Here is a 20,201-nt window from a genome sequence, read left to right as displayed (position 1 = left end):
TCAGGCCTCCTTCGTCGCCACGGCTTCGGCCATGGTCGCGATAAAGGCCTTGATGCGGGCGTGCTTCATTTTCATTGAGGCCTTGTTGACGATCAACCGGGAACTGATATCCATGATGTGTTCCAGCGGTTCAAGGCCATTGGCCTTGAGCGTGTTACCGGTATCGACCAGGTCGACAATCAGGTCAGCCAGACCCACCAGCGGGGCAAGCTCCATCGAACCATAGAGCTTGATGATTTCAACCTGCTGACCCTTGCCGGCGTAAAACTGTTTGGCGATATTGATATACTTGCTGGCGATACGCGTGCGCCCCGGGTGTTTCGCTGCCGGTGTAGTCGGGCCGGCGACCATCATCTTGCAGCCGGCAATCTTCAGGTCCAGTGGTTCGTAGAGCTCACTGCCACCGTACTCAAGCAAGACATCCTTGCCGGTAATGCCCATATCGGCGGCACCATACTCGACAAAGGTCGGCACATCAGAGGCACGAATGATCACCAGCTTCACGTCAGGCTGGTTGGTATCAAGGATTAGCTTGCGCGAGGTCTCCGGGTCGTCGACCGGCACGATACCTGCATGCGCCAGCAGTGGCAGTGCCTCTTTATAGATACGCCCCTTGGATACGGCAATGCTGATCGTGTCATTACTCATCTTTACAATCCTGCTTAATCCGGTATGCGGCGAATGGTTGCGCCAAGCCCCGCCAGTTTCTCTTCAATACAATCGTAGCCACGGTCGATGTGATAAATTCGATCCACAATCGTGTCGCCTTCGGCAACCAGGCCGGCCAGCACCAGGCTGGCCGAGGCGCGCAGGTCGGTAGCCATTACCGGGGCACCGGTGAGCTTTTCCTTACCATTACTGAACGCGGTGTTACCCTCGAGACGGATCTCGGCACCCATGCGTTGCATCTCGGAAACGTGCATGAAACGGTTTTCAAACACGGTCTCGGTAATGGTGCCGGCACCCTCGGCAACGATATTCAGGGCCGTGAACTGGGCCTGCATATCGGTTGGAAAGGCCGGGTATGGCGCCGTATGAATAGAGACTGCCTTTGGCCGCCGGCCTTCCATATCCAGGCTAATCCAGTCTTCACCGATCTCGATCTTTGCCCCGGCCTCGCGCAACTTGGCGATTACCGCATCAAGAATATTCGGGCGGGTATCCTTGACCATGATACGGCCACCCGTGATTGCAGCGGCGACCAGGTAGGTACCGGTTTCGATGCGGTCGGGCAACACGTCATAGGTCGTGCCGTGTAATTTCTCGACACCCTCGATGGTAATGGTGTCACTACCGGCACCACTGATCTTGGCACCCATGCTGTTCAGGCACTGCGCCAGGTCGAGTACTTCCGGTTCGCGTGCGGCGTTTTCGATCACGGTGGTGCCATCGGCCAGGGTTGCCGCCATCATCAGATTTTCGGTACCGGTTACAGTGACGATATCCATGACCAGGCGCGCACCCTTGAGGCGGCTGGCCTTCGCCTTGATGTAGCCGTTCTCGACAGTGATCTCGGCACCCATCGCCTCGAGACCCTTGATGTGCAGATCCACCGGCCGTGAGCCAATAGCACAACCACCGGGCAGGGAAACCTCGGCCTTGCCGAAGCGCGCCAGCAAGGGCCCCAGCACCAGGATGGAAGAACGCATGGTCTTCACCAGCTCATAGGGCACGTAGAAATTCTTTATCGTCTGCGCATTGATCTCAATGTTGAGTTTTTCATCAACAACAAAGTCCACCCCCATACGGCCAAGCAGTTCGAGCGTGGTGGTGACATCGTGCAGGTGTGGCACGTTGCGAATCATCACTGGCTGATCTGCCAGCAGCGCAGCCGCAATAATCGGCAAGGCGGCATTCTTTGCCCCGGCAATACGCACACTGCCATCGAGTCGGGTACCGCCGGTAATAATCAACTTGTCCATTTTTTGTGCTTCTCGTGCCTGCATAACGTTTCAAAAAGAAAGCCACCTCTAGCGGTGGCCTGTCATCCTGCCCCGGGAAAGACGGGGCTACCGCTCAGGATACCTGCATCTTGCTGGCCTTTTCCCATTCGGCCGGCGTGTATGCCTTGATGCTCAAGGCGTGGATTTCGCCAGAGGTAATCCGGTCACCGAGGGTGCCATACACAGTACGCTGCTTGTTCAATGGACTCATGCCATCGAAGATCTCACCGATCACGATAGCCTCAAAATGGCTGCCATCACCGCTTACTCGTGCTTCTACGCCGGATAATCCTTCTTCAATCAATGTCTTAATTGCTTCGGGTTGCATAACTCACCTGCCTGAAAGGGGCCTTAAAGGCGGCCTATTCTATATAAAAAAGCCTGCGAAGGCTAAAAATACGGGGGAATAAGGAAATCAGCCGCGGCCGAGCGGCAGAATATTGTCGAGGCTGCTGACACGCGCAATGGCCAGCATCTGGGACGGCATATTGATAAAACTGATGGGTTTGTTGTGGCTGCGGGCAAAACGCATCCATTCGATCAGTAGGGCCAGCCCGGCACTGTCACTGCGGCTGACCTCTTGCAGGTCCAGCACCAGGCTCTGTGCCTCGGCAAACAGACCCAGGCCATGCTGCCAGATCCCTGGCACGCTCTGGAAATCGAGCACCCCCTCAAGGATAAAGCAGCCATCCTCGCGACGCGTCAGGTTGATGTCATTGCTCTGCGACATCGTCCTACCTGCTCTCGCCGGCACTCTCGGCCTGGCTATACAGGAACTGGCCAATGACCTGTTCCAGCACAATGGCCGACTGGGTCAGACGGATCTCGCTGCCTTGATTGAGAGACTTCTCACTGCCGCCCGGCTCAAGGCTGACGTATTGCTCGCCAAGCAGGCCCGAGGTGAAGATACTCGCCGAGGTATCAGTGGGCAGGACATCGTAATCTTTGCTGATAGTCATCGTAATCACTGCCTCGAAAGTCTTGTTGTCAAAACCAATCGCCGAGACCCGCCCGACACGTACCCCCGCAACCGTTACCGGTGAACGTACCTTGAGGCCACCTATGTTTTCAAAACGTGCCGTTACCTCATAACCGTCTTCGCCCGCAAAAGTTGTCAGGTTACTGACCTTCATTGCCAACATAAACAACGCCGCCAGACCCAGCACCACAAACAGGCCGACTATAATTTCCAATGCTTTTGAATTGTGCATTTTACACCTCGCCTTTCAGGCTCGTTTCTTCCCGGGAACCACTGATTAAAACACTGCGACAGCGCTGGCATGTGACATAGCAATTGAAAATGCGCAGTTCTCCGTGAACGCCGCTTTTTTCATGACTATGCGCCTTGCCATCATCCGTCTGATCACTTTAACCAGAAGCGCCTTTTTATACATCACTAAACATAAGTGCCGTAAGGACAAAGTCCAGGCCAAGAACCGCCAGCGAACTATGTACCACGGTACGCGTCGTCGCCCGACCGACGCCTTCTGAAGTCGGCACCGCAGCATAACCTTCATATACCGCGATCCAGGTCACGACAAAACCAAAGACGATACTTTTGATGACACCGTTCAGAATATCTTCCTGCAGGTTGACCTTGGCCTGCATCTGTGACCAGAAAGCCCCGTCATCCACACCGAGCAGGCCCACGCCGACAAAGAAACCCCCCATCACGCCGACGGCACTAAAGATGGCCGCCAACAGCGGCAGGGAAATAAAGCCGGCCAGAAAACGCGGTGCAATAACGCGTTCCATCGGATCGACCGCCATCATTTCCATCCCGGAAAGTTGCTCAGTGCTTTTCATCAAACCGATTTCAGCCGTCAACGCCGAACCTGCCCGGCCGGCGAACAGCAGCGCTGAAATCACCGGTCCGAGTTCACGTACCAGCGACAGCGACACCACCACACCGAGGGATTCTTCGGCCCCGAAGTCTACCAGCGTGTTATAGCCCTGCAGACCAAGCACCATACCGACGAACAAGCCCGAGACGATAATAATCAACAGGGACAGTACGCCAACTGAAAAAATCTGCTGCACCACCAGACCAAAGCGCGCCAACACGGCGGGCACGCTAACAAGCAGGTTCAGCAGAAAGAGACTGGCGTGACCGATGCCCTGAAAAAAACTTATGCCCTGGCGACCCAGACGTTGCAGATGTTCCAGCATTATGATTCTCCTCCCTGCCCGGCGCCGGCAAGCAGGTCGTCTGCATAGCGCGTTCCCGGATAATGGAATGGCACCGGGCCGTCAGGCAGGCCTTGCATGAACTGATGTACCCACTCGGACTCCGTGGCATTGAGTTCATCCGGGGTACCGTGTCCCACAACCCGGCCTTCGGAAATCACATAAATATCATCAGCAATAGTGGCGGTTTCCTGTACATCGTGCGAGACGATAACACTGGTCAACCCCAGGGCATCATTGAGCAGGCGGATCAATTGCACCAGTGCGCCCATCGAAATGGGGTCCTGGCCGGTGAAAGGTTCGTCATACATGATCATCATCGGGTCAAGGGCAATGGCCCGGGCCAGCGCGACACGGCGCGCCATGCCACCAGAGAGTTCGCTCGGCTTCAGGTCACGCGCATTACGCAGGCCCACTGCTTCGAGCTTCATCAGGATCAGATCCCGTATCATGGCCTCGTTGAGTTTAGTGTGCTCACGTAGCGGGAAGGCGACATTATCGAAGACGCTTAAATCGGTTAACAGGGCGCCGCTCTGGAATAACATACCCATGCGCTTGCGCAATTCAAACAACTGGCGACGACGCAGATGCGGCACGCTCTGTCCGTCGACGATGATGCTGCCGGCGTCCGGGCGCAACTGCCCGCCGATGAGGCGCAACAGGGTGGTTTTACCCGTGCCGCTTGGGCCCATGATCGCCGTCACTTTGCCGCGGTGAATGTCGATATCGATACCGTCGAATATCTTTTTCTTGCCGCGCGAAAAATGCAGATTGCGGATCTGGACGAGAATGTCGTCTGTTGAGCTAGTCATTATCCCTGTTCGATGCTTGTTTATCCTGATGTTCTGTCTGATCGGCACGCAGTTTCAACAACGGCTATCGATGTGTCAACTATTTTATATCTTTCATTACCTTAATTCAGGCACCGAGTAACTCGGCGACCACCCGGGCATTCTGCAGATTTTCCATGGCCGGGGCCTGTTTACCAATAATAAACGCCAGTCGCGAGGTCACGGTCACACCCTTTAATGCCGTCTCGATCTGTTCGCGCAAGACCGGCAATTCAATTCTTTCTTCGGACTGCGCCGCCAGCCAGGCCAATACGCTTTCGGTCTGGCCGACACGATGATAGCGCCTTAACTGCCCGCTCTCCTCACTGCATAACAGCGGGATACCATCCGGTACGGCCGACCAGTCGGCAGGCTCGCCTTCCTGCAGGATGGCCCCCGCGCAGCGCCCGGCAAAGAGCTTGATGTGCGCACTGAGGTTACCAGCCTGGGCGGGCAACTCGAGAAACAACAGGAAGTCTTCTGCCATTTCACTCAACCACTGCTCGATGGTTTCCTGATCGGCGGCTTGCCACTGTTCGGCCGGCAAGACCACACAGCCAAACTCATTGGCGTAATAGGCCAGTCGCCATTCTTCCGGCATGTCATCCGGGTAATAGGCCACCTGCCATGCTGAATGCTGCCAGCCATATGCCCCCACCACCAGCTCCGCCAATCCGTTTTTATTCTCAGCCATGCCTTGCAGTCCAAATTACTTTGACAGTCCGGCCGCGACTATCCATTATTTAGCCATCACAGGCAAATGCTTCTCAGCGGGGCCAGCATGGGCGACATTGTTCGATTCAAAAAACCCACGGCACAGGAAAAAAACAAGGGCAAGACCCTGTGCAAAAACGGTTTTCATAGATGGCAAATCGTCAACACACGCCGCTTTGACGTCAAACAGGGCCAGCTGGTCACCGAATATCGTTGTTCGCGCTGTGACGCAATACGCATCAAGGCACAATAACATCTCAATTTAACATGCCCGTGGCCGATACACCTGTAGGCGGCTGATAATAGCACTTGTCAGAAAAACACTACAAATTATGGGCCCGGCATGTGACATCATTAGCCGGCCACCCGGGCGCTAAGCGCTTGATTTTATGACAACGTAGTGCCATGATCGGTCTAATGAGAAGGGGGATCGGAACATAATTTTAAGTTCATGTTGCCCTCACGCAACAACTTTATATGGAAGCTAACTAAACAATAATGAACACTTTCACTCGCTTACGCCTTTTATTTTCCGTTCTCCTGCTCAGCCTGGTCCTGCAAGGCTGTGCCACTGTTGAAGGCTCGACTGACCCGGAAGACCCGTTTGAGTCTTTTAACCGCGCAATGTACAGCTTCAACACGACCGTGGATAAGGCCATACTGAAGCCCGCAGCCGAAGGCTATAATGCGGTCCTGCCCGACCCAGTTAACAAGGGCATCAGTAACTTCTTCAGCAATCTCAATGATGTAGTCATTATCTTTAACGACCTGTTGCAACTGAAACTCGAACAGGGCATTCACGATACTGCCCGTGTCTTCTTCAATACCACTATCGGTCTGCTGGGCTTTTTTGATGTCGCTAGTGCCATGGAATTGCCAAAACATAACGAGGATCTCGGTCAAAGCCTTGGCTACTGGGGCGTCAACACCGGTCCCTACCTGGTATTGCCCCTACTCGGGCCGAGCAACATCCGTGATACAGTCGGCCTGATTGGCGATGCCTATGTTGACCCAGTGAACGATATCAATCCGGACGATACCCGCACCGGACTGATCGTGCTCAATGTTGTGGATACGCGCGCCGGCCTGCTCAGTGCCAGCAAGGTCTTGCAGGAGGCCGCTCTGGATGAATACCTGTTCACCCGCGATGCCTACCTGCAGCGCCGCCAGAACCTGGTCTACGACGGCAATCCACCGAAGCCATCCTTCGACTAGACCCAGGCCATTAACTAAAAGGCCCCGTCTCACCGAGACGGGGCCTTTTTATTACCGTACCCAGCATTATTTCCGTGTTCGATTCGATATGGTTTTTTCTACCGCAACGGACGCGAAGTTACGCAAAGTAGCTATATGAAGTCCCTCTGTGAAAATAATTCCTGGGTGGTTCAAACAGAAAGGTGAAATTTAATATCTTTCGAACATATCAATTCTGACACTTTCTTTGCGTAACTTCGCGCCCTTTGCGGTTAAAGCCTTTTTAGTTTGCAGGCACATACTTTACCTCTGTCACGCAAACAAAAAATCTGGAATTTTATGGATATTCAGCGAAATAAAGCTCATTTAGCCTCAAGTTGGATACAGTTGGCTACAAATAAAATCCAGCTTGGCCTCGGGCGCCGAATCCCTGACAATAGCGCCCTCATTTAATACCTTTTACAGGGCTCAATTAGCATGCTGTTGTACTTTCTCGCTGTTGCAGTCGGTTTCGCCATTCTCATCTGGGGCGCGGATCGCTTTGTCATCGGTGCCGCGGCGACAGCGCGGAATCTTGGCGTGCCCCCGCTGATCATCGGTCTGACCGTGGTCGGTTTCGGAACCTCAGCACCGGAGATGCTTGTTTCCGGCCTTGCCGCCTGGCACGGCAGCCCGGAGATCTCGGTCGGAAACGCTATCGGCTCGAATATCGCCAATATCGGCCTGGTCATCGGCACCACGGCGCTGGTGGTGCCAATCACGGTGCATTCCACTACCCTGCGCCGGGAGTTCCCCCTGCTGTTTATCTTCATGGTGCTCAGCCTGCTGTTACTGGTAGACGGTTACCTGTCGTGGTGGGATGGGGTGTCCCTGATCGCTGGCATGTTCCTCATGCTCTACTGGATCACCCGAATCGCCCTGCGCAGCCGTGGCTCTGACCCGCTACAGAAGGAATATGCCAGCGAAATCCCGCTGCACATGCCGATGTGGAAGGCCGGCATCTGGTTGCTGATCGGCCTGCTGCTGTTACTACTCGGTTCCCGCCTGGTGGTCTACGGTGCCATCGAAATTGCGCAATGGCTGGGCATCAGCGATCTGATTATTGGCCTGACCGTGATTGCCATTGGCACCAGCCTGCCGGAACTGGCGGCTTCGATCATGTGTATCCTGAAAAAAGAAGATGACATGGCCGTGGGTAATGTGGTCGGTTCGAACATGTTCAATCTGCTCGGCGTCATGGGCATACCCGGCCTGATCATGCCCTTCCAGGTACCGGTCGAGGCCCTGAGCCGGGATTTTGCGGTGATGTTTGCCTTCACCATTGCCTTGTTCGCCATGTCTTACGGGTTTGGGCGCAATGGCGTAATCAGCCGTTTCAAGGGCGTGGCCCTGCTGGCGAGTTTCCTGGCCTACCTGGTCTACCTGTACATTGGCAGTCTCTGAGAGGGAGTCGCTGACAGTAGCGGCCCGCTTGCGTTATACTTTTATATATAGTGATAATGATGACGTTGAATCTGAACCCGCCCCGGATTAATTTTTGCCTATGAGTGATGATGCCCTGCGCAAAATGGGCCTGGCCGTTATCGAAGCCGAGGCCCGCGCCGTAGAAACCCTTCGGGATCGACTCGACGATGACTTTGTCCGCGCCTGCCATTACATGCTCGACTGCGAAGGTCGCATAATCGTTATCGGTATGGGCAAGTCGGGCCATATCGGTAACAAGATTGCCGCGACGCTGGCCAGCACCGGTACACCGGCCTTTTCCGTACATCCAGGCGAAGCCGCGCACGGTGATTTTGGCATGATCACGAACAAAGATGTGGTCATTGCCGCCTCCAACTCCGGCGAGACCGATGAAATCATCACTCTGTTACCCTTGTTAAAACGCCTCGGCGTGCCCCTGATTGCATTATGCGGCAAACGTCATTCAAGCCTTGGCAAGGCAGCCAACAGTTACCTGGATATCAGTGTCGAGGTCGAGGCCTGCCCGCTGAATCTCGCCCCTACCTCAAGTACTACCGTCACCCTGGTTATGGGAGACGCGCTCGCGATTGCCCTGCTTGAGGCGCGCGGCTTTACCGAACAGGACTTTGCCCGTTCGCACCCGGCCGGCCGCCTCGGCCGACGCCTGTTACTGCACGTCAATGATGTCATGCATACAGGAGAAGATATCCCGGTGGTAACCGACAGCGTGGGCCTGCGCGATGCCCTGGTAGAGATGACCCGGAAGGGCCTCGGCATGACTGCCATTGTCGACGACGAACATCACCTGTGCGGTATTTTTACCGATGGCGATCTGCGTCGCGTGCTCGATAACGGTGTCGATGTGCACAACACACGCATCACCGATTGCATGACCGCCGACTTCACCAGCGTCCAGGAAGACATCCTGGCCGAAGAGGCGCTGCTGACCATGCAGGAGAAAAAAATCAACGGCCTGTTAGTGGTCAACAAGAACAACACCCTGGTCGGCGCCCTCAACATGCACGACATGTTACGCGCCGGCGTCGTCTGACAACGGAAAAAACCATGAAAGACATTCTCGAACGCGCCAAGACAATCAAACTGGTCATCTTTGATGTCGATGGGGTGCTCACCGATGGCAGCCTCTTCCTCGGCGACGATGGTCTTGAATACAAGGCCTTCAACTCCCGTGACGGACACGGTATGAAGATGCTGCAGGCAGCCGGCGTTACAGTCGGCATCATCACGGGCCGGACATCAAAGGTCGTTGACTACCGCATGCAAAACCTCGGTATCGAGCATGTCTACCAGGGCCAGGAGGACAAGCGCGTCGCCTTTGGCAAACTACTGGAAAAACTGCAACTTACGCCGGAGCAGGTTGCCTATGTCGGCGATGATGTTGTCGACCTGCCTGTGATGAGCAAAGTGGGGCTGGCGATCGCCGTGCAGGATGCACACCCGCTGGTCGTCAGGCATGCGCACTGGCAAACACCAAGCTGTGGTGGCCGCGGCGCCGGTCGCGATGTCTGTGAGATGCTCATGGAGTCCCGGGGCGTTTTGCAGGAGACACTGGACAGTTATTTGCAATGAACCTGCGCCTGCTCGCTGTCATCTTTGTGCTGTTATCGCTGGCCGGGGCCAGCATCTGGATGAAAAATGACAGCCGTGATGCGACGACTGCCGACGCGGAGCAGCAGGCAAAAACACGCCATGTACCGGACTATTACATGGAGAACTTTGAAATGACCACCATGGACGATCAAGGTCGGCCCAGTTCGTTACTGGTCTCCGACAAGATGCTGCATTACCCGGATGATGACAGCACTGAACTCAACGAGCCGGTCATGACCCTGTATCGTGAAGCCGGCAAACCATGGATCGTACGCTCCGAACGGGGCTGGGTGGCCGCGGATAATGAGCTGGTACTGCTTAGTGGTAATGTCATTATTGAACGCCATAGTGGCCCGAATAACCGGCCTGTTACCCTGTACACGGACAGGTTACGCATTCACCCGAAAACAGACTTTGCCGAAACCGATCAACCTGTCACTATGATAAGTGAAAACCGCAAAACCACTGCTGTTGGCATGCGCGCCTATGTGCGCACGGGACAATTACAACTGCTTGATGATGTACGGGCCCATTATGAAAATTAAACAATATCTCGTTTTCCTGCTGGTTTGCCTGTGTCTGCCACTGCAGGCCCTGGCCCTGAGTACCGACAAGGATCACCCCATGAAGATTGAGGCTGACCGGGTCGACATCGATGATGAGAAAGGTGTCAGCACCTTCCGCGGCAACGTGGTTATGACCCGCGGCAGTATACTCATCAAGGGTGACGTGGTGGTGGTCTATCGTGATGAGCAAAAAGACCTCGACAAGATTCACTCGACCGGCAACCTCGCGCATTTTCAGCAACGCCCCGATGGCAAGCCCGATGACGTCGTCGCCGAGGGCCGGGAACTGTTTTATGATGCGCTCAAGGAAGTCCTTATCATCCGCCGTCAGGGCAATGTCATTCAGGGAGGGGATATCTTCCGCGGCGAGCATATTGTCTATGATTCCAAACGTGACACGGTCGAGGCACGCGGTGGCAAGACTGACGATGGCGAAGGCAAGAAGGGTCGCGTACAAATGACCCTGCAACCGGGCAAGAAAGACGGCAAGCAATGAGTAGCCTGCGCGCCGAAAACCTGTTCAAGAGCTACCGTTCGCGGAAAGTAGTGAACGATGTCACCCTGCAGATCAGGAGCGGCGAGGTCGTCGGCCTGCTCGGCCCGAACGGCGCGGGCAAAACAACCAGTTTTTACATGGTAGTCGGCCTGATCGCAGCCGATACCGGGCATATCTTTCTCGACGATGCCGACATCAGTCGCTTGCCGATGCACCGTCGTGCCCGTCTCGGTATCGGTTACCTGCCCCAGGAGGCCTCTGTCTTCCGCAAACTCAGTGTCGAAGACAATATCCGCGCCATCCTGCAGTCAATGCCGGATTTATCCACCGAGCAAATCGACATCGAGACCGAGGAACTCCTGCGCGACCTGCATATCTCGCATATCCGCGACAACCTGGGCATGAGCCTCTCCGGGGGGGAACGCCGCCGGGTCGAGATTGCCCGTGCCCTGGCCACACGCCCGCACTTTATCCTCCTTGATGAACCCTTTGCCGGCGTAGACCCGCTCTCTGTCGTCGATATAAACTCTATTATCAAACACTTACGGGATCTTGGCATTGGTGTTTTGATTACGGACCATAACGTGCGCGAAACCCTGGGGATCTGTGAACGTGCCTACATCATGAACGCCGGCGAAATCATCGCCGAGGGTGCACCGGAAGACCTGCTGGCCAATAAACAGGTGCGCGAAGTCTACCTGGGACAACATTTTACACTTTAGGCCCGAAAGCCCCTGTACTGGCACAGATGTTGCGCTAGAATGTCAGGTAGATAATACATCGCCTCTAATGAAAGACTCGAACCATACATGAAGCAGTCCATCCAGCTTCGTCTGGGTCAGAACCTGACCATGACTCCCCAGCTGCAGCAAGCCATTCGGCTGTTGCAGTTGTCGTCACTGGAGCTGAGTTCAGAGATCCAGGAGGCCCTCGAAAGCAACCCGATGCTCGAGATCGCCGAAGGCGATAGCGAAGAGGGACCCGCTAATCCGCAAAACGACAGCAACGGCGAGAAGGAAAAAGCCTCTGCCCAGGAAAATCTCGCTACCACCGATACCGACAAGGCCATGCAGCAAACCGATATACCGGATGACCTGCCCGTCGACACCGCCTGGGATGACATTTACGAAACCGGTACTTACCAGTCCAGTGGCGCTGCCAACGCCGAGTTCAGCCAGCGTGAATTCGAGATCAACAGTGATGACGAACAAGACCTGCATGATCATCTGAGCTGGCAAATGAACATGACCCCCTTTTCGGAAACCGATACAACTATCGCCACCGCGATCATCGACGCCGTCGGCGAAGACGGTTACCTGGAAAGCAGCACCGAAGACCTGTTTGAAAGTTTGCAGAAAGACTTGCCCGAACTCGAACTCGATGAGGTCGAGGCCGTCTTGCGCCAGGTACAGAACTTTGACCCGCCGGGTGTCGCCAGCCGCAACCTTGGTGAATGCATGCTCATGCAGTTACGCCAGCTCGACCCGGCAACACCCTGGCGCGAACAGGCCATACACGTTGTCGCCGAACACCTCGACCTGCTGGCCGCCCATGATTATACGCAACTGATGCGGCGCATGAAGCTGGCTGAAACGGACATGCAACAGGTCATCGCATTGATTCGTTCGCTGAACCCTCGCCCCGGCAGTCACCTTTCCAGCCAGCGCACCGAATACATCGTTCCTGATGTTTATGTCCGCAAGTACAAGGGCGTGTGGCGGGTTGAACTAAACCCGGATGTCGCGCCCAAACTGCGTATCAACAGCCTTTATGCCAGCATGATCCGTCGCGCCGATAACAGCGAGGACAACAATTTCCTGAAGGATAACCTGCAGGAGGCACGCTGGTTATTAAAGAGTCTGCAAAGCCGTAATGAAACCCTGCTCAAGGTGGCGACCTGTATCGTTGAACATCAGCGAGGCTTTCTTGAGCATGGCGAAGAGGCCATGAAGGCGCTGGTGCTGCATGATGTCGCCGAGGCGGTAGAGATGCATGAATCGACAATTTCCCGTGTAACCACGCGCAAGTATATGCACACACCACGTGGCATCTTTGAGCTGAAATACTTTTTTTCCAGCCATGTCAGTACCGCCAGCGGCGGCGAATGCTCTTCGACAGCAATCCGCGCCCTGATAAAAAAACTTGTCGCGGCAGAAGAACCGAAAAAACCATTAAGTGATAACAAGATCGCTTCGCTACTTGAACAACAGGGTATTAACGTGGCTCGACGCACGGTCGCAAAGTACCGGGAAGCCATGTCGATCCCGCCTTCCAATGAACGTAAACGGCTGATGTAATCTCGCATCAGCACTAAACCAGAGGAGCACTATTATGCAAATCGACCTCACTGGACATCACATCGACATCACTGACTCGATGCGTGATTATGTGAACACCAAGTTTGAACGCCTTGAGCGTCACTTTGACAATGTCACCAACACGCACGTTATTCTAAGTGTAGAAAAACTCCGCCAGAAAGCCGAAGCCACTGTCCATATAGCGGGCCACAACCTGTTTGCGGAATCTGTTGATGAAGACATGTACGCTGCGATCGATTCACTGACCGACAAGCTTGATCGGCAGATTATCAAGCACAAGGAAAAAGCCACTGACCATCGTGCCAGAAACAGCCTGAAGGATCAGGAAATCCAGGAACCTCAGGAAACTGAATAACCAAGAATAATCGAGGTAATATGAAAATCAGCGATATCCTTACAGCAGACCGCATCAGTTGTGCAGCGAGTCCGGCAAGTAAGAAACGTGCATTGGAGGAAGTCAGTGCACTCATGCTGAATGCCGATGCCAGTCTTACCCAGGGTGAGATCTTCGATAGCCTGCTATCGCGTGAACGCCTGGGTAGTACTGGCCTTGGCCATGGTGTGGCCATACCACATGGTCGCATCGCGACCGGCAACAAGGCCATTGGAGCCTTTATCCATCTGTCTCAAGGCATCGATTTCGATGCCATTGATGGCCAACCGGTTGACCTTCTGTTCGGCCTTCTGGTCCCTGTTGAGTCGACCGAGGAACACCTGCAAATCCTTGCCCACCTGGCAAAGATGTTCAGCGATGAGCCATTCTGTGCACAACTACGTCACGCGCAGAGCGAGGAAGAACTATATAATCTGATTACTGACTGGCAACCCGCCGCGGAATGATATGACCAAGAGTATCTCTGTCAAAACCCTGTTCGAGAGGCATCGTAAAAAGCTCAAGCTCGAGCACGTCGCCGGCACGAGTGGCGAAAACCGCATTATCCAGTTTGATGGTGAACAGATATCAGCGGAAAACGAGCCCGATATTTCCTATGTCGGACACCTGAACTTCATTCATCCGCACCGCATTCAAATCATTGGCTATCGCGAAATTGAGTACTTCAATAATCTCTATAAAGAGGGGCGCACAGAATCGCTGAATCGTCTTTATGAAGGCAATCCCCTGTGTATTATCATCGCCAATGACATAGAGGTACCGGATGATTTTATCACGCGTTCGGAAAACACCGGGTTACCGCTGTTTCGCTCGCCCCAGAACAGCCAGTTCCTGGTAAACAATCTCCAGTATTACCTGTCGCACAGTATCGCCGACAGCACGACCGTGCACGGGGTCTTCATGGAGGTCATCGGCATTGGCGTTCTGCTCACCGGCGAGAGTAGTGTCGGCAAAAGTGAACTTGCGCTTGAACTAATCAGCCGTGGCCACCGATTGATCGCCGACGACGCGCCGGAGTTTTCCCGCGTTGCTCCGGATACCCTGAGCGGCATCTGTCCGCCACCGATCAAGAACTTTCTCGAGGTGCGCGGTCTCGGAATACTGAATATCCGCGCCATGTTCGGTGACAGTGCCATCAAGGACACCAAGTACCTGCGGGTGATTGTGCACCTGGAAAAAATGGACGATGAACAGATGCGCAATATCGATCGTCTCTGCGGCTGTCACCAGAAGAACTCCATTCTCGGTGTTGAGGTCGATCAGGTTACCTTGCCGGTCGCGCCCGGCCGCAATATGGCCGTACTGGTCGAGATCGCGGTACGCAACCATATTCTTGCCTTGAAGGGCTATCACGCAGCAGACGACTTTATACAACGACAACAGCATTTTCTGGAACAGGACAGGGAATGAAGTTACTTATCATCAGCGGCCTGTCGGGCTCGGGCAAGAGCACGGCACTTCGTACACTTGAGGACCTCGATTTCTACTGTATCGACAACCTGCCCTTGTCGATGTTGCCGAATCTTGGCGCCCAGATACATAGCAACCGGGGTGACATCCTGAGTAATACGGCCGTTGGCATCGATGCCCGCACCATGCTTGATGCCTCTGATGACATACACGGCATACTCGATGATATGCGTGCGCTTGGCATCGACTGCAGAATAATCTACTTTGAATCAGACGATGCCCACCTCCTGAAGCGTTACAGTGAGACCCGCCGCCGTCATCCGCTCACCAGTGATAACGTCTCCCTGGCAGAGGCCATCCAGCATGAACGGGAGATGCTTGCCGGTATCTCGGCGGTGGCCTCGCAGCATGTCGATACGAGTCACATGACCCCGCATGACCTGCGGGACTTCGTTACTGAGCATCTGACCGATTCCGCGCACGGCATGTCTGTGCTGTTCGAGTCTTTTGGCTTCAAACACGGCGTGCCGGGCGGCGCCGATTTTATCTTTGATGCGCGCTGTCTGCCCAACCCGCACTGGGAGCCGGAACTGCGGCCGTTAAGCGGACGCGACAAACCTGTTCAGGAATTCCTTGTGCAGCAGCTTGAAACCAGTCTGCTGGTTGAGGATATTCATGCCTTCCTTGGAAAATGGTTACCCCGATTTGAACAAGCCAACCGTAATTACATGACTATTGCCATTGGCTGCACCGGCGGGCAGCATCGTTCCGTATACATGGTCGATCGGCTCGCCAGCCTGTTCCAGGAACAACGCGACAATGTCCTGATTCGCCACCGGGAGCTTTCATGAGCGTCAGTCTGCTACTCATAACCCACGACAATATCGGCACCGCCCTGATGGACACGGCGACGGCCATGCTCGGCGTCAGTCCGATGCAGGTTGATATTATTGCGGTACGCCGCGGCAACAATCCCGACGACGTCGTCGCTGAAGCCGAACGTATTATACATGACCACGAACAGACACTGGTCCTCACTGACATGTACGGCTCGACACCGAGTAACATCGCCTGCCGCCTGCATACACAGGCCAGCGTACGCGTTGTCGGCGGGATCAATCTGCCCATGCTGATACGCGTACTCAACTATCCGCGTCTGAGCCTTGATGAACTGGTGGATAAAGCCATTAGCGGTGGCCGTGATGGTGTATTAAGCTGCAAAACGGAACAGGATGAATGACTGAGAAAAAAATTAGTATTATCAACAAACTTGGCTTGCATGCCCGTGCAGCAGCGAAGTTTGTCACCCTCGCCTCGGGCTTTGAGAGCGAGATTGAACTGCTCCGTAACGGTAAGGCGGTCAACGGTAAAAGTATTATGGGTGTCATGATGCTGGCGGCCTCACAAGGTACCGAACTGACCTTGCGTGCCAATGGCGAGGATGAAGACCAGGCGCTTGAAAGGATCAGCGAACTTGTTGCTGATCGCTTTGGCGAAGACGAGTAAAGGGCACGCGCATGAGTATTTCACTTTCCGGCGTTGGTGTTTCCCGCGGTGTCGCAATCGGCAAGGTCCACTTGTTGCAACGTGGCCAGCTCGAGATCCCGGAATACGTGGTGCCCCCCAAATTCGTCGAAGAGGAAGTTGCGCGCCTGGAGTCGGCTATACGCACGGCACGGGCGCAACTCAAGGCGATCCGGAAACACATTCCTGCCGGCACCCCGGCTGACATCAGTTCCTTTATCGACGCCCACCTGCTGATGCTCGAAGACGGCATGCTTTCCGATGAACCCATCAAGTTGATACGCAGCCAGCAATGTAATGCCGAATGGGCGCTCAAGCAGCAGCGTGACAGCGTGGTCGCCATTTTTGATGAAATGGAAGACCCCTACCTGCGCACGCGCCGTGATGATGTCGACCATGTGATTAACCGCGTGCAGTTACTCCTGCTTGATGAATCCTCGCATAGCACCGATCTTGACAGTCGCCTGAAGGGTTGCATCCTTGTTGCCGATGACTTGACCCCGGCCGATACGGTGCTCATGCAGCACTATGGTGTCGCCGGCTTTGTGACCGAATTTGGCGGACCGACCTCACACACCTCGATCCTCGCCCGCAGCCTTGGTGTCCCGGCCATTGTCGGCCTGCGCAATGCGCGCCGTTACCTGGCCGATAATGAGGAAGTCATTATTGATGGCCGCGCCGGCCACCTTGTTGCCGGTGCCGACGAGGCCATCCTGCGTCATTACCGTCGCCGCCAGCGAGAGGAAAAGCAACGCATTCGTGAGCTTAAACAGCTCAAGGACAAGCCGGCGATCACCCTCGATGGCAAGACCATCAGGCTGCATGCCAATATTGAACTGCCCGAAGACATCCCGGCCGTAAAGAAGGCTGCCGCTGACGGCGTGGGCCTGTACCGTACCGAATTCCTGTACATGAACCGGGCCGATACACCGGGCGAGGAGGAACAGTACCGAGCCTACCGGCATGTCGTGAAGTCCCTCAAGGGCGCGCCGATCACCATTCGCACCTTCGACCTCGGCGCCGATAAACAGGTTGATGGTATCACTGACCGGAAACCGCTCGGCTCCAACCCGGCCCTCGGCCTGCGCGCCGTGCGTCTGTGTCTGCGCGATACTGCCCTGTTCATGCCGCAGCTGCGCGCCATCCTGCGTGCCTCTGCGCACGGCCCGGTGCGAATCATGATTCCGATGCTCTCCAACCTGACCGAGCTACACCAGGTCAAACAGTTGATCGATGAAGCCCGGCTGGAACTCGATCGTCAGGGTCTTGCCTATGCCGATAATGTGCCCATTGGCGGCATGATCGAGATCCCGGCCGCAGCCATCGCCGCCAATCATTTTGCCAGGCACCTCGACTTCCTTTCGATCGGCACCAATGACCTGATCCAGTACACGCTTGCCATCGACCGCATCGATGACGAGGTCAACTACCTCTATGATCCGGTACATCCCTCTGTATTGCATCTCATTCACATAACCATCCGTGCCGCCGATAAGGCCGGCATCCCTGTTTCAATGTGCGGTGAAATGGCCGGTGACCCGCGCCTGACCCGTCTCTTGCTCGGCCTCGGCCTGCGTGAATTCAGTATGCATCCGTCTGTGCTACTTGAGATCAAGCGCATCATCAATAACAGTGATACCCGCCTGCTGCTAAAGCCTGCGCGCCGAACCGTCAACAGCGCCCGCAAGAGCGATGTCGAGAAAATCATCGCCAAAATGAATCTCGACGCGCTTGACTGACACCTCGCTGCCACCATAATCCCGTACTGTTGTATGACAATTTCGCCGGCGTCGCGTGCAAGCACTGCCCGGTAACGGTAGAATGCCTTCACATAAGGCATGATTTGCCAAAGGCCCTGGTTTGAAAAGGCGCAGTATGTCGGAGACCACAGAAAAACAAACTGATTCTGCGCTCAATCAGGGCAACGAGGAAGACCAGCAACCACATCAGCGTCTGCAAGCCTTCTCACGCTTGATGGAAAGCGGCACCCTCGTGCAGGTCCGGCGTATGCTCAATGGCCTGTATCCTGGCGAAATCGCTCACCTGCTCGAATCCCTGCCCCCGGAAAAACGTGAATTTGTCTGGGAACTGGTAGACTCCGAGCTGCAGGGTGACGTACTGCTCGAGGTCAATGACGATATCCGCGAGCGCCTTATCAGGCAGATGGAGACCACCGAACTGCTGGCCCTGACCGAGGGCTTCGAAACCGATGACCTCGCGGACTTTATCCAGGATCTGCCCGATACCGTCACCCAGCTCGTCCTGCAATCCATGGACAGCCTCGACCGACGCCGTCTCGAGGCGGTCTTGTTTTACCCGGAGGATACGGCCGGTGGTCTGATGAACACCGACACCATCACCGTGCGCCCGGATGTGAGCCTTGATGTTGTACTCCGCTACCTGCGCCGCCGTGGTGAGATCCCCCGGATGACGGACAACCTGTTCGTCGTCGACCGTCAAAATCATTACATCGGCCAGGTACATTTGGCGGATCTGCTCACCCGTGAACCCAGCCTGCAGGTTGGTGAGCTCGTCCATGGTGAGCTGAAAGGGGTCTCGGCCAACATGCCGGCCACCGAGGTTGCCAGCCTGTTCCAGCAACGCGATCTCATCTCTGCCCCGGTGATCGACGATAATGGCGAACTGCTTGGTCGTATCACCATCGATGATGTAGTCGACGTTATCCGTGACGAGGCCGAGCATTCCATCATGAGTATGGCCGGCCTGAGTGAGGAAGATGACATGTTTGCGCCGGTGGTCACCAGTACCCGGCGGCGTGCCTTGTGGCTCGGCATTAATCTTATTACCGCCCTTATAGCCTCGCTCGTCATTGCCCAGTTCGATGCCACGATCGAGAAACTGGTTGCCCTTGCCGTGCTCATGCCGGTCGTCGCCAGCATGGGCGGCATTGCCGGCAGCCAGACGTTGACTCTGGTTATCCGTGGCATGGCACTCGGTCAAATTGGCGTCAGCAATGCCCGACGGCTTGTCGTCAAAGAACTTGCAGTGGGGATGTTGAACGGCATCCTCTGGGCCCTGGTTATCGCCGGGGTCGCCACTTTCTGGTTTGATGATATTCAGCTCGGTATTGTGATTGGGGTGGCGATTGTCATTAATCTCATTACTGCCGCACTGGCCGGGGTGACAATTCCCCTCTTCCTTAAGAAGATTGGCGCCGACCCCGCCCTCGGCGGCGGCGTGGTGCTGACGACCATTACAGATGTTATCGGTTTCATGGCATTTCTCGGCCTGGCCGCCATTTTTCTCGTTTAATCCTTGCAGGAGGACCTCATCATGAAAAGTCTTGTCAAAACACTTGCGACCGCTCTCGGCCTGGGCTTTTTCATCGCCATCAGTGGCTGTGCCCCGGAAATGGGCAGCGACAAGTGGTGCGCCAGCCTGAAAGAAAAGCCGAAGGGTGACTGGACAGCCAATGAACTCTCCGGCTTTGCCAAGCATTGCATCCTTAAATAAATTGCCTCGTCAGAAAAATTCATGGGTAGTTTTCGGGGCAGGTAGCGCTCCAAGCGCGTGATATAAGGCGATTTCA

26 protein-coding genes are annotated in these 20,201 nt (G+C 55.0%); 18 read left to right on the top strand and 8 right to left on the bottom strand.

What is annotated here, in order from left to right:
• From hisG to RQ738_RS02850, 8 genes are all read right to left on the bottom strand, one after another.
• Positions 1-648 (bottom strand): ATP phosphoribosyltransferase, encoded by a 648-nt coding sequence (hisG, locus tag RQ738_RS02885; protein WP_314161875.1) that lies wholly within the window; start codon positions 646-648, stop codon positions 1-3.
• 14 nt (positions 649-662) lie between these two features.
• Positions 663-1,922: a UDP-N-acetylglucosamine 1-carboxyvinyltransferase gene (gene murA / locus RQ738_RS02880; protein ID WP_314161874.1), complete on the bottom strand. Its 1,260-nt coding sequence runs from the start codon at positions 1,920-1,922 to the stop codon at positions 663-665.
• A 94-nt stretch (positions 1,923-2,016) separates the two neighbouring features.
• Positions 2,017-2,271 (bottom strand): BolA family protein, encoded by a 255-nt coding sequence (locus RQ738_RS02875; RefSeq protein ID WP_314161873.1) that lies wholly within the window; start codon positions 2,269-2,271, stop codon positions 2,017-2,019.
• An 87-nt stretch (positions 2,272-2,358) separates the two neighbouring features.
• Complete coding sequence (locus RQ738_RS02870; protein WP_314161872.1) at positions 2,359-2,673, bottom strand: STAS domain-containing protein; 315 nt, start codon at positions 2,671-2,673, stop codon at positions 2,359-2,361.
• 4 nt (positions 2,674-2,677) lie between these two features.
• Positions 2,678-3,154 (bottom strand): outer membrane lipid asymmetry maintenance protein MlaD, encoded by a 477-nt coding sequence (mlaD, locus tag RQ738_RS02865; protein WP_314161871.1) that lies wholly within the window; start codon positions 3,152-3,154, stop codon positions 2,678-2,680.
• Positions 3,155-3,329: 175 nt separating this feature from the next.
• Positions 3,330-4,112 (bottom strand): lipid asymmetry maintenance ABC transporter permease subunit MlaE, encoded by a 783-nt coding sequence (gene mlaE, locus RQ738_RS02860; protein ID WP_314161870.1) that lies wholly within the window; start codon positions 4,110-4,112, stop codon positions 3,330-3,332.
• Entirely contained in the window at positions 4,112-4,942 is an 831-nt protein-coding gene (locus tag RQ738_RS02855; RefSeq protein WP_314161869.1) for an ABC transporter ATP-binding protein, read from the bottom strand. The genes mlaE and RQ738_RS02855 overlap by 1 nt, the downstream gene beginning before the upstream one ends.
• 106 nt (positions 4,943-5,048) lie before the next feature.
• Positions 5,049-5,654, bottom strand: a complete 606-nt coding sequence (locus RQ738_RS02850) for a hypothetical protein (protein ID WP_314161868.1) — start codon at positions 5,652-5,654, stop codon at positions 5,049-5,051.
• A gap of 87 nt (positions 5,655-5,741) precedes the next feature.
• On the opposite strand from RQ738_RS02850, the gene RQ738_RS02845 reads away from it, so the two are divergent.
• The 18 genes from RQ738_RS02845 (at position 5,742) to RQ738_RS02760 (ending at position 20,125) form a co-directional block, all read left to right on the top strand.
• The gene (locus RQ738_RS02845; RefSeq protein ID WP_314161867.1) at positions 5,742-5,927 is read left to right on the top strand and encodes a hypothetical protein; all 186 of its coding nucleotides are present in this window, start codon (positions 5,742-5,744) and stop codon (positions 5,925-5,927) included.
• Positions 5,928-6,172: 245 nt separating this feature from the next.
• Entirely contained in the window at positions 6,173-6,889 is a 717-nt protein-coding gene (locus RQ738_RS02840) for a VacJ family lipoprotein (RefSeq protein WP_314161866.1), read from the top strand.
• Positions 6,890-7,345: 456 nt separating this feature from the next.
• Positions 7,346-8,311 carry a calcium/sodium antiporter gene (locus RQ738_RS02835; RefSeq protein ID WP_314161865.1) on the top strand — a complete coding sequence of 322 codons (966 nt, stop codon included), beginning with the start codon at positions 7,346-7,348 and terminating at the stop codon, positions 8,309-8,311.
• Positions 8,312-8,411: 100 nt separating this feature from the next.
• A complete protein-coding gene (locus tag RQ738_RS02830; RefSeq protein ID WP_314161864.1) occupies positions 8,412-9,383 on the top strand; it encodes a KpsF/GutQ family sugar-phosphate isomerase in 972 nt (323 codons plus the stop codon).
• A 14-nt stretch (positions 9,384-9,397) separates the two neighbouring features.
• Positions 9,398-9,922, top strand: a complete 525-nt coding sequence (gene kdsC / locus RQ738_RS02825; RefSeq protein WP_314161863.1) for a 3-deoxy-manno-octulosonate-8-phosphatase KdsC — start codon at positions 9,398-9,400, stop codon at positions 9,920-9,922.
• On the top strand, positions 9,919-10,488 hold the full coding sequence (gene lptC, locus RQ738_RS02820) for an LPS export ABC transporter periplasmic protein LptC (protein ID WP_314161862.1): 570 nt from the start codon (positions 9,919-9,921) through the stop codon (positions 10,486-10,488). The genes kdsC and lptC overlap by 4 nt, the downstream gene beginning before the upstream one ends.
• Positions 10,478-11,005, top strand: coding sequence for a lipopolysaccharide transport periplasmic protein LptA (gene lptA / locus RQ738_RS02815; protein WP_314161861.1), 528 nt, complete (start codon positions 10,478-10,480; stop codon positions 11,003-11,005). The genes lptC and lptA overlap by 11 nt, the downstream gene beginning before the upstream one ends.
• The gene (lptB, locus tag RQ738_RS02810) at positions 11,002-11,727 is read left to right on the top strand and encodes an LPS export ABC transporter ATP-binding protein (RefSeq protein WP_314161860.1); all 726 of its coding nucleotides are present in this window, start codon (positions 11,002-11,004) and stop codon (positions 11,725-11,727) included. The genes lptA and lptB overlap by 4 nt, the downstream gene beginning before the upstream one ends.
• Before the next feature lie 87 nt (positions 11,728-11,814).
• The gene (locus RQ738_RS02805) at positions 11,815-13,302 is read left to right on the top strand and encodes an RNA polymerase factor sigma-54 (RefSeq protein ID WP_314161859.1); all 1,488 of its coding nucleotides are present in this window, start codon (positions 11,815-11,817) and stop codon (positions 13,300-13,302) included.
• Positions 13,303-13,336: 34 nt separating this feature from the next.
• Complete coding sequence (hpf, locus tag RQ738_RS02800) at positions 13,337-13,678, top strand: ribosome hibernation-promoting factor, HPF/YfiA family (RefSeq protein ID WP_314161858.1); 342 nt, start codon at positions 13,337-13,339, stop codon at positions 13,676-13,678.
• Between the two features lie 20 nt (positions 13,679-13,698).
• Positions 13,699-14,163, top strand: a complete 465-nt coding sequence (ptsN, locus tag RQ738_RS02795) for a PTS IIA-like nitrogen regulatory protein PtsN (protein WP_314161857.1) — start codon at positions 13,699-13,701, stop codon at positions 14,161-14,163.
• Between the two features lies 1 nt (position 14,164).
• Entirely contained in the window at positions 14,165-15,127 is a 963-nt protein-coding gene (gene hprK, locus RQ738_RS02790; protein ID WP_314161856.1) for an HPr(Ser) kinase/phosphatase, read from the top strand.
• Entirely contained in the window at positions 15,124-15,978 is an 855-nt protein-coding gene (rapZ, locus tag RQ738_RS02785; RefSeq protein WP_314161855.1) for an RNase adapter RapZ, read from the top strand. The genes hprK and rapZ overlap by 4 nt, the downstream gene beginning before the upstream one ends.
• On the top strand, positions 15,975-16,367 hold the full coding sequence (locus RQ738_RS02780; RefSeq protein WP_314161854.1) for a PTS fructose transporter subunit IIA: 393 nt from the start codon (positions 15,975-15,977) through the stop codon (positions 16,365-16,367). Before rapZ ends, RQ738_RS02780 begins: the two co-directional genes overlap by 4 nt.
• Positions 16,364-16,633 carry an HPr family phosphocarrier protein gene (locus RQ738_RS02775; protein ID WP_314161853.1) on the top strand — a complete coding sequence of 90 codons (270 nt, stop codon included), beginning with the start codon at positions 16,364-16,366 and terminating at the stop codon, positions 16,631-16,633. Before RQ738_RS02780 ends, RQ738_RS02775 begins: the two co-directional genes overlap by 4 nt.
• An 11-nt stretch (positions 16,634-16,644) precedes the next feature.
• Positions 16,645-18,390 carry a phosphoenolpyruvate--protein phosphotransferase gene (gene ptsP / locus RQ738_RS02770; protein WP_314161852.1) on the top strand — a complete coding sequence of 582 codons (1,746 nt, stop codon included), beginning with the start codon at positions 16,645-16,647 and terminating at the stop codon, positions 18,388-18,390.
• Between the two features lie 136 nt (positions 18,391-18,526).
• Positions 18,527-19,924 carry a magnesium transporter gene (mgtE, locus tag RQ738_RS02765; RefSeq protein WP_314161851.1) on the top strand — a complete coding sequence of 466 codons (1,398 nt, stop codon included), beginning with the start codon at positions 18,527-18,529 and terminating at the stop codon, positions 19,922-19,924.
• Positions 19,925-19,945: 21 nt separating this feature from the next.
• Positions 19,946-20,125, top strand: a complete 180-nt coding sequence (locus RQ738_RS02760) for a DUF3012 domain-containing protein (RefSeq protein WP_314161850.1) — start codon at positions 19,946-19,948, stop codon at positions 20,123-20,125.
• The last annotated feature ends 76 nt before the right edge of the window (positions 20,126-20,201 follow it).

The organism is Sulfuriflexus sp. (assembly GCF_032250955.1).
Classification (GTDB): domain Bacteria; phylum Pseudomonadota; class Gammaproteobacteria; order AKS1; family AKS1; genus Sulfuriflexus.
Note: the sequence above shows the minus strand (reverse complement) of the source record. Positions and strands in the feature narration are given on the sequence as shown.

Coding starts and splice junctions, on each gene's coding strand:
- RQ738_RS02830 (WP_314161864.1), top strand. CDS start 8,412: ATGAGTGATGATGCCCTGCGCAAAATGGGCCTGGCCGTTATCGAAGCC.
- hisG (WP_314161875.1), bottom strand. CDS start 648: ATGAGTAATGACACGATCAGCATTGCCGTATCCAAGGGGCGTATCTAT.
- RQ738_RS02775 (WP_314161853.1), top strand. CDS start 16,364: ATGACTGAGAAAAAAATTAGTATTATCAACAAACTTGGCTTGCATGCC.
- murA (WP_314161874.1), bottom strand. CDS start 1,922: ATGGACAAGTTGATTATTACCGGCGGTACCCGACTCGATGGCAGTGTG.
- mgtE (WP_314161851.1), top strand. CDS start 18,527: ATGTCGGAGACCACAGAAAAACAAACTGATTCTGCGCTCAATCAGGGC.
- lptC (WP_314161862.1), top strand. CDS start 9,919: ATGAACCTGCGCCTGCTCGCTGTCATCTTTGTGCTGTTATCGCTGGCC.
- RQ738_RS02840 (WP_314161866.1), top strand. CDS start 6,173: ATGAACACTTTCACTCGCTTACGCCTTTTATTTTCCGTTCTCCTGCTC.
- lptB (WP_314161860.1), top strand. CDS start 11,002: ATGAGTAGCCTGCGCGCCGAAAACCTGTTCAAGAGCTACCGTTCGCGG.
- ptsP (WP_314161852.1), top strand. CDS start 16,645: ATGAGTATTTCACTTTCCGGCGTTGGTGTTTCCCGCGGTGTCGCAATC.
- RQ738_RS02835 (WP_314161865.1), top strand. CDS start 7,346: ATGCTGTTGTACTTTCTCGCTGTTGCAGTCGGTTTCGCCATTCTCATC.
- RQ738_RS02875 (WP_314161873.1), bottom strand. CDS start 2,271: ATGCAACCCGAAGCAATTAAGACATTGATTGAAGAAGGATTATCCGGC.
- RQ738_RS02805 (WP_314161859.1), top strand. CDS start 11,815: ATGAAGCAGTCCATCCAGCTTCGTCTGGGTCAGAACCTGACCATGACT.
- mlaE (WP_314161870.1), bottom strand. CDS start 4,112: ATGCTGGAACATCTGCAACGTCTGGGTCGCCAGGGCATAAGTTTTTTT.
- ptsN (WP_314161857.1), top strand. CDS start 13,699: ATGAAAATCAGCGATATCCTTACAGCAGACCGCATCAGTTGTGCAGCG.
- RQ738_RS02855 (WP_314161869.1), bottom strand. CDS start 4,942: ATGACTAGCTCAACAGACGACATTCTCGTCCAGATCCGCAATCTGCAT.
- hpf (WP_314161858.1), top strand. CDS start 13,337: ATGCAAATCGACCTCACTGGACATCACATCGACATCACTGACTCGATG.
- rapZ (WP_314161855.1), top strand. CDS start 15,124: ATGAAGTTACTTATCATCAGCGGCCTGTCGGGCTCGGGCAAGAGCACG.
- RQ738_RS02780 (WP_314161854.1), top strand. CDS start 15,975: ATGAGCGTCAGTCTGCTACTCATAACCCACGACAATATCGGCACCGCC.
- RQ738_RS02760 (WP_314161850.1), top strand. CDS start 19,946: ATGAAAAGTCTTGTCAAAACACTTGCGACCGCTCTCGGCCTGGGCTTT.
- lptA (WP_314161861.1), top strand. CDS start 10,478: ATGAAAATTAAACAATATCTCGTTTTCCTGCTGGTTTGCCTGTGTCTG.
- RQ738_RS02870 (WP_314161872.1), bottom strand. CDS start 2,673: ATGTCGCAGAGCAATGACATCAACCTGACGCGTCGCGAGGATGGCTGC.
- hprK (WP_314161856.1), top strand. CDS start 14,165: ATGACCAAGAGTATCTCTGTCAAAACCCTGTTCGAGAGGCATCGTAAA.
- mlaD (WP_314161871.1), bottom strand. CDS start 3,154: ATGCACAATTCAAAAGCATTGGAAATTATAGTCGGCCTGTTTGTGGTG.
- kdsC (WP_314161863.1), top strand. CDS start 9,398: ATGAAAGACATTCTCGAACGCGCCAAGACAATCAAACTGGTCATCTTT.
- RQ738_RS02845 (WP_314161867.1), top strand. CDS start 5,742: ATGGGCGACATTGTTCGATTCAAAAAACCCACGGCACAGGAAAAAAAC.
- RQ738_RS02850 (WP_314161868.1), bottom strand. CDS start 5,654: ATGGCTGAGAATAAAAACGGATTGGCGGAGCTGGTGGTGGGGGCATAT.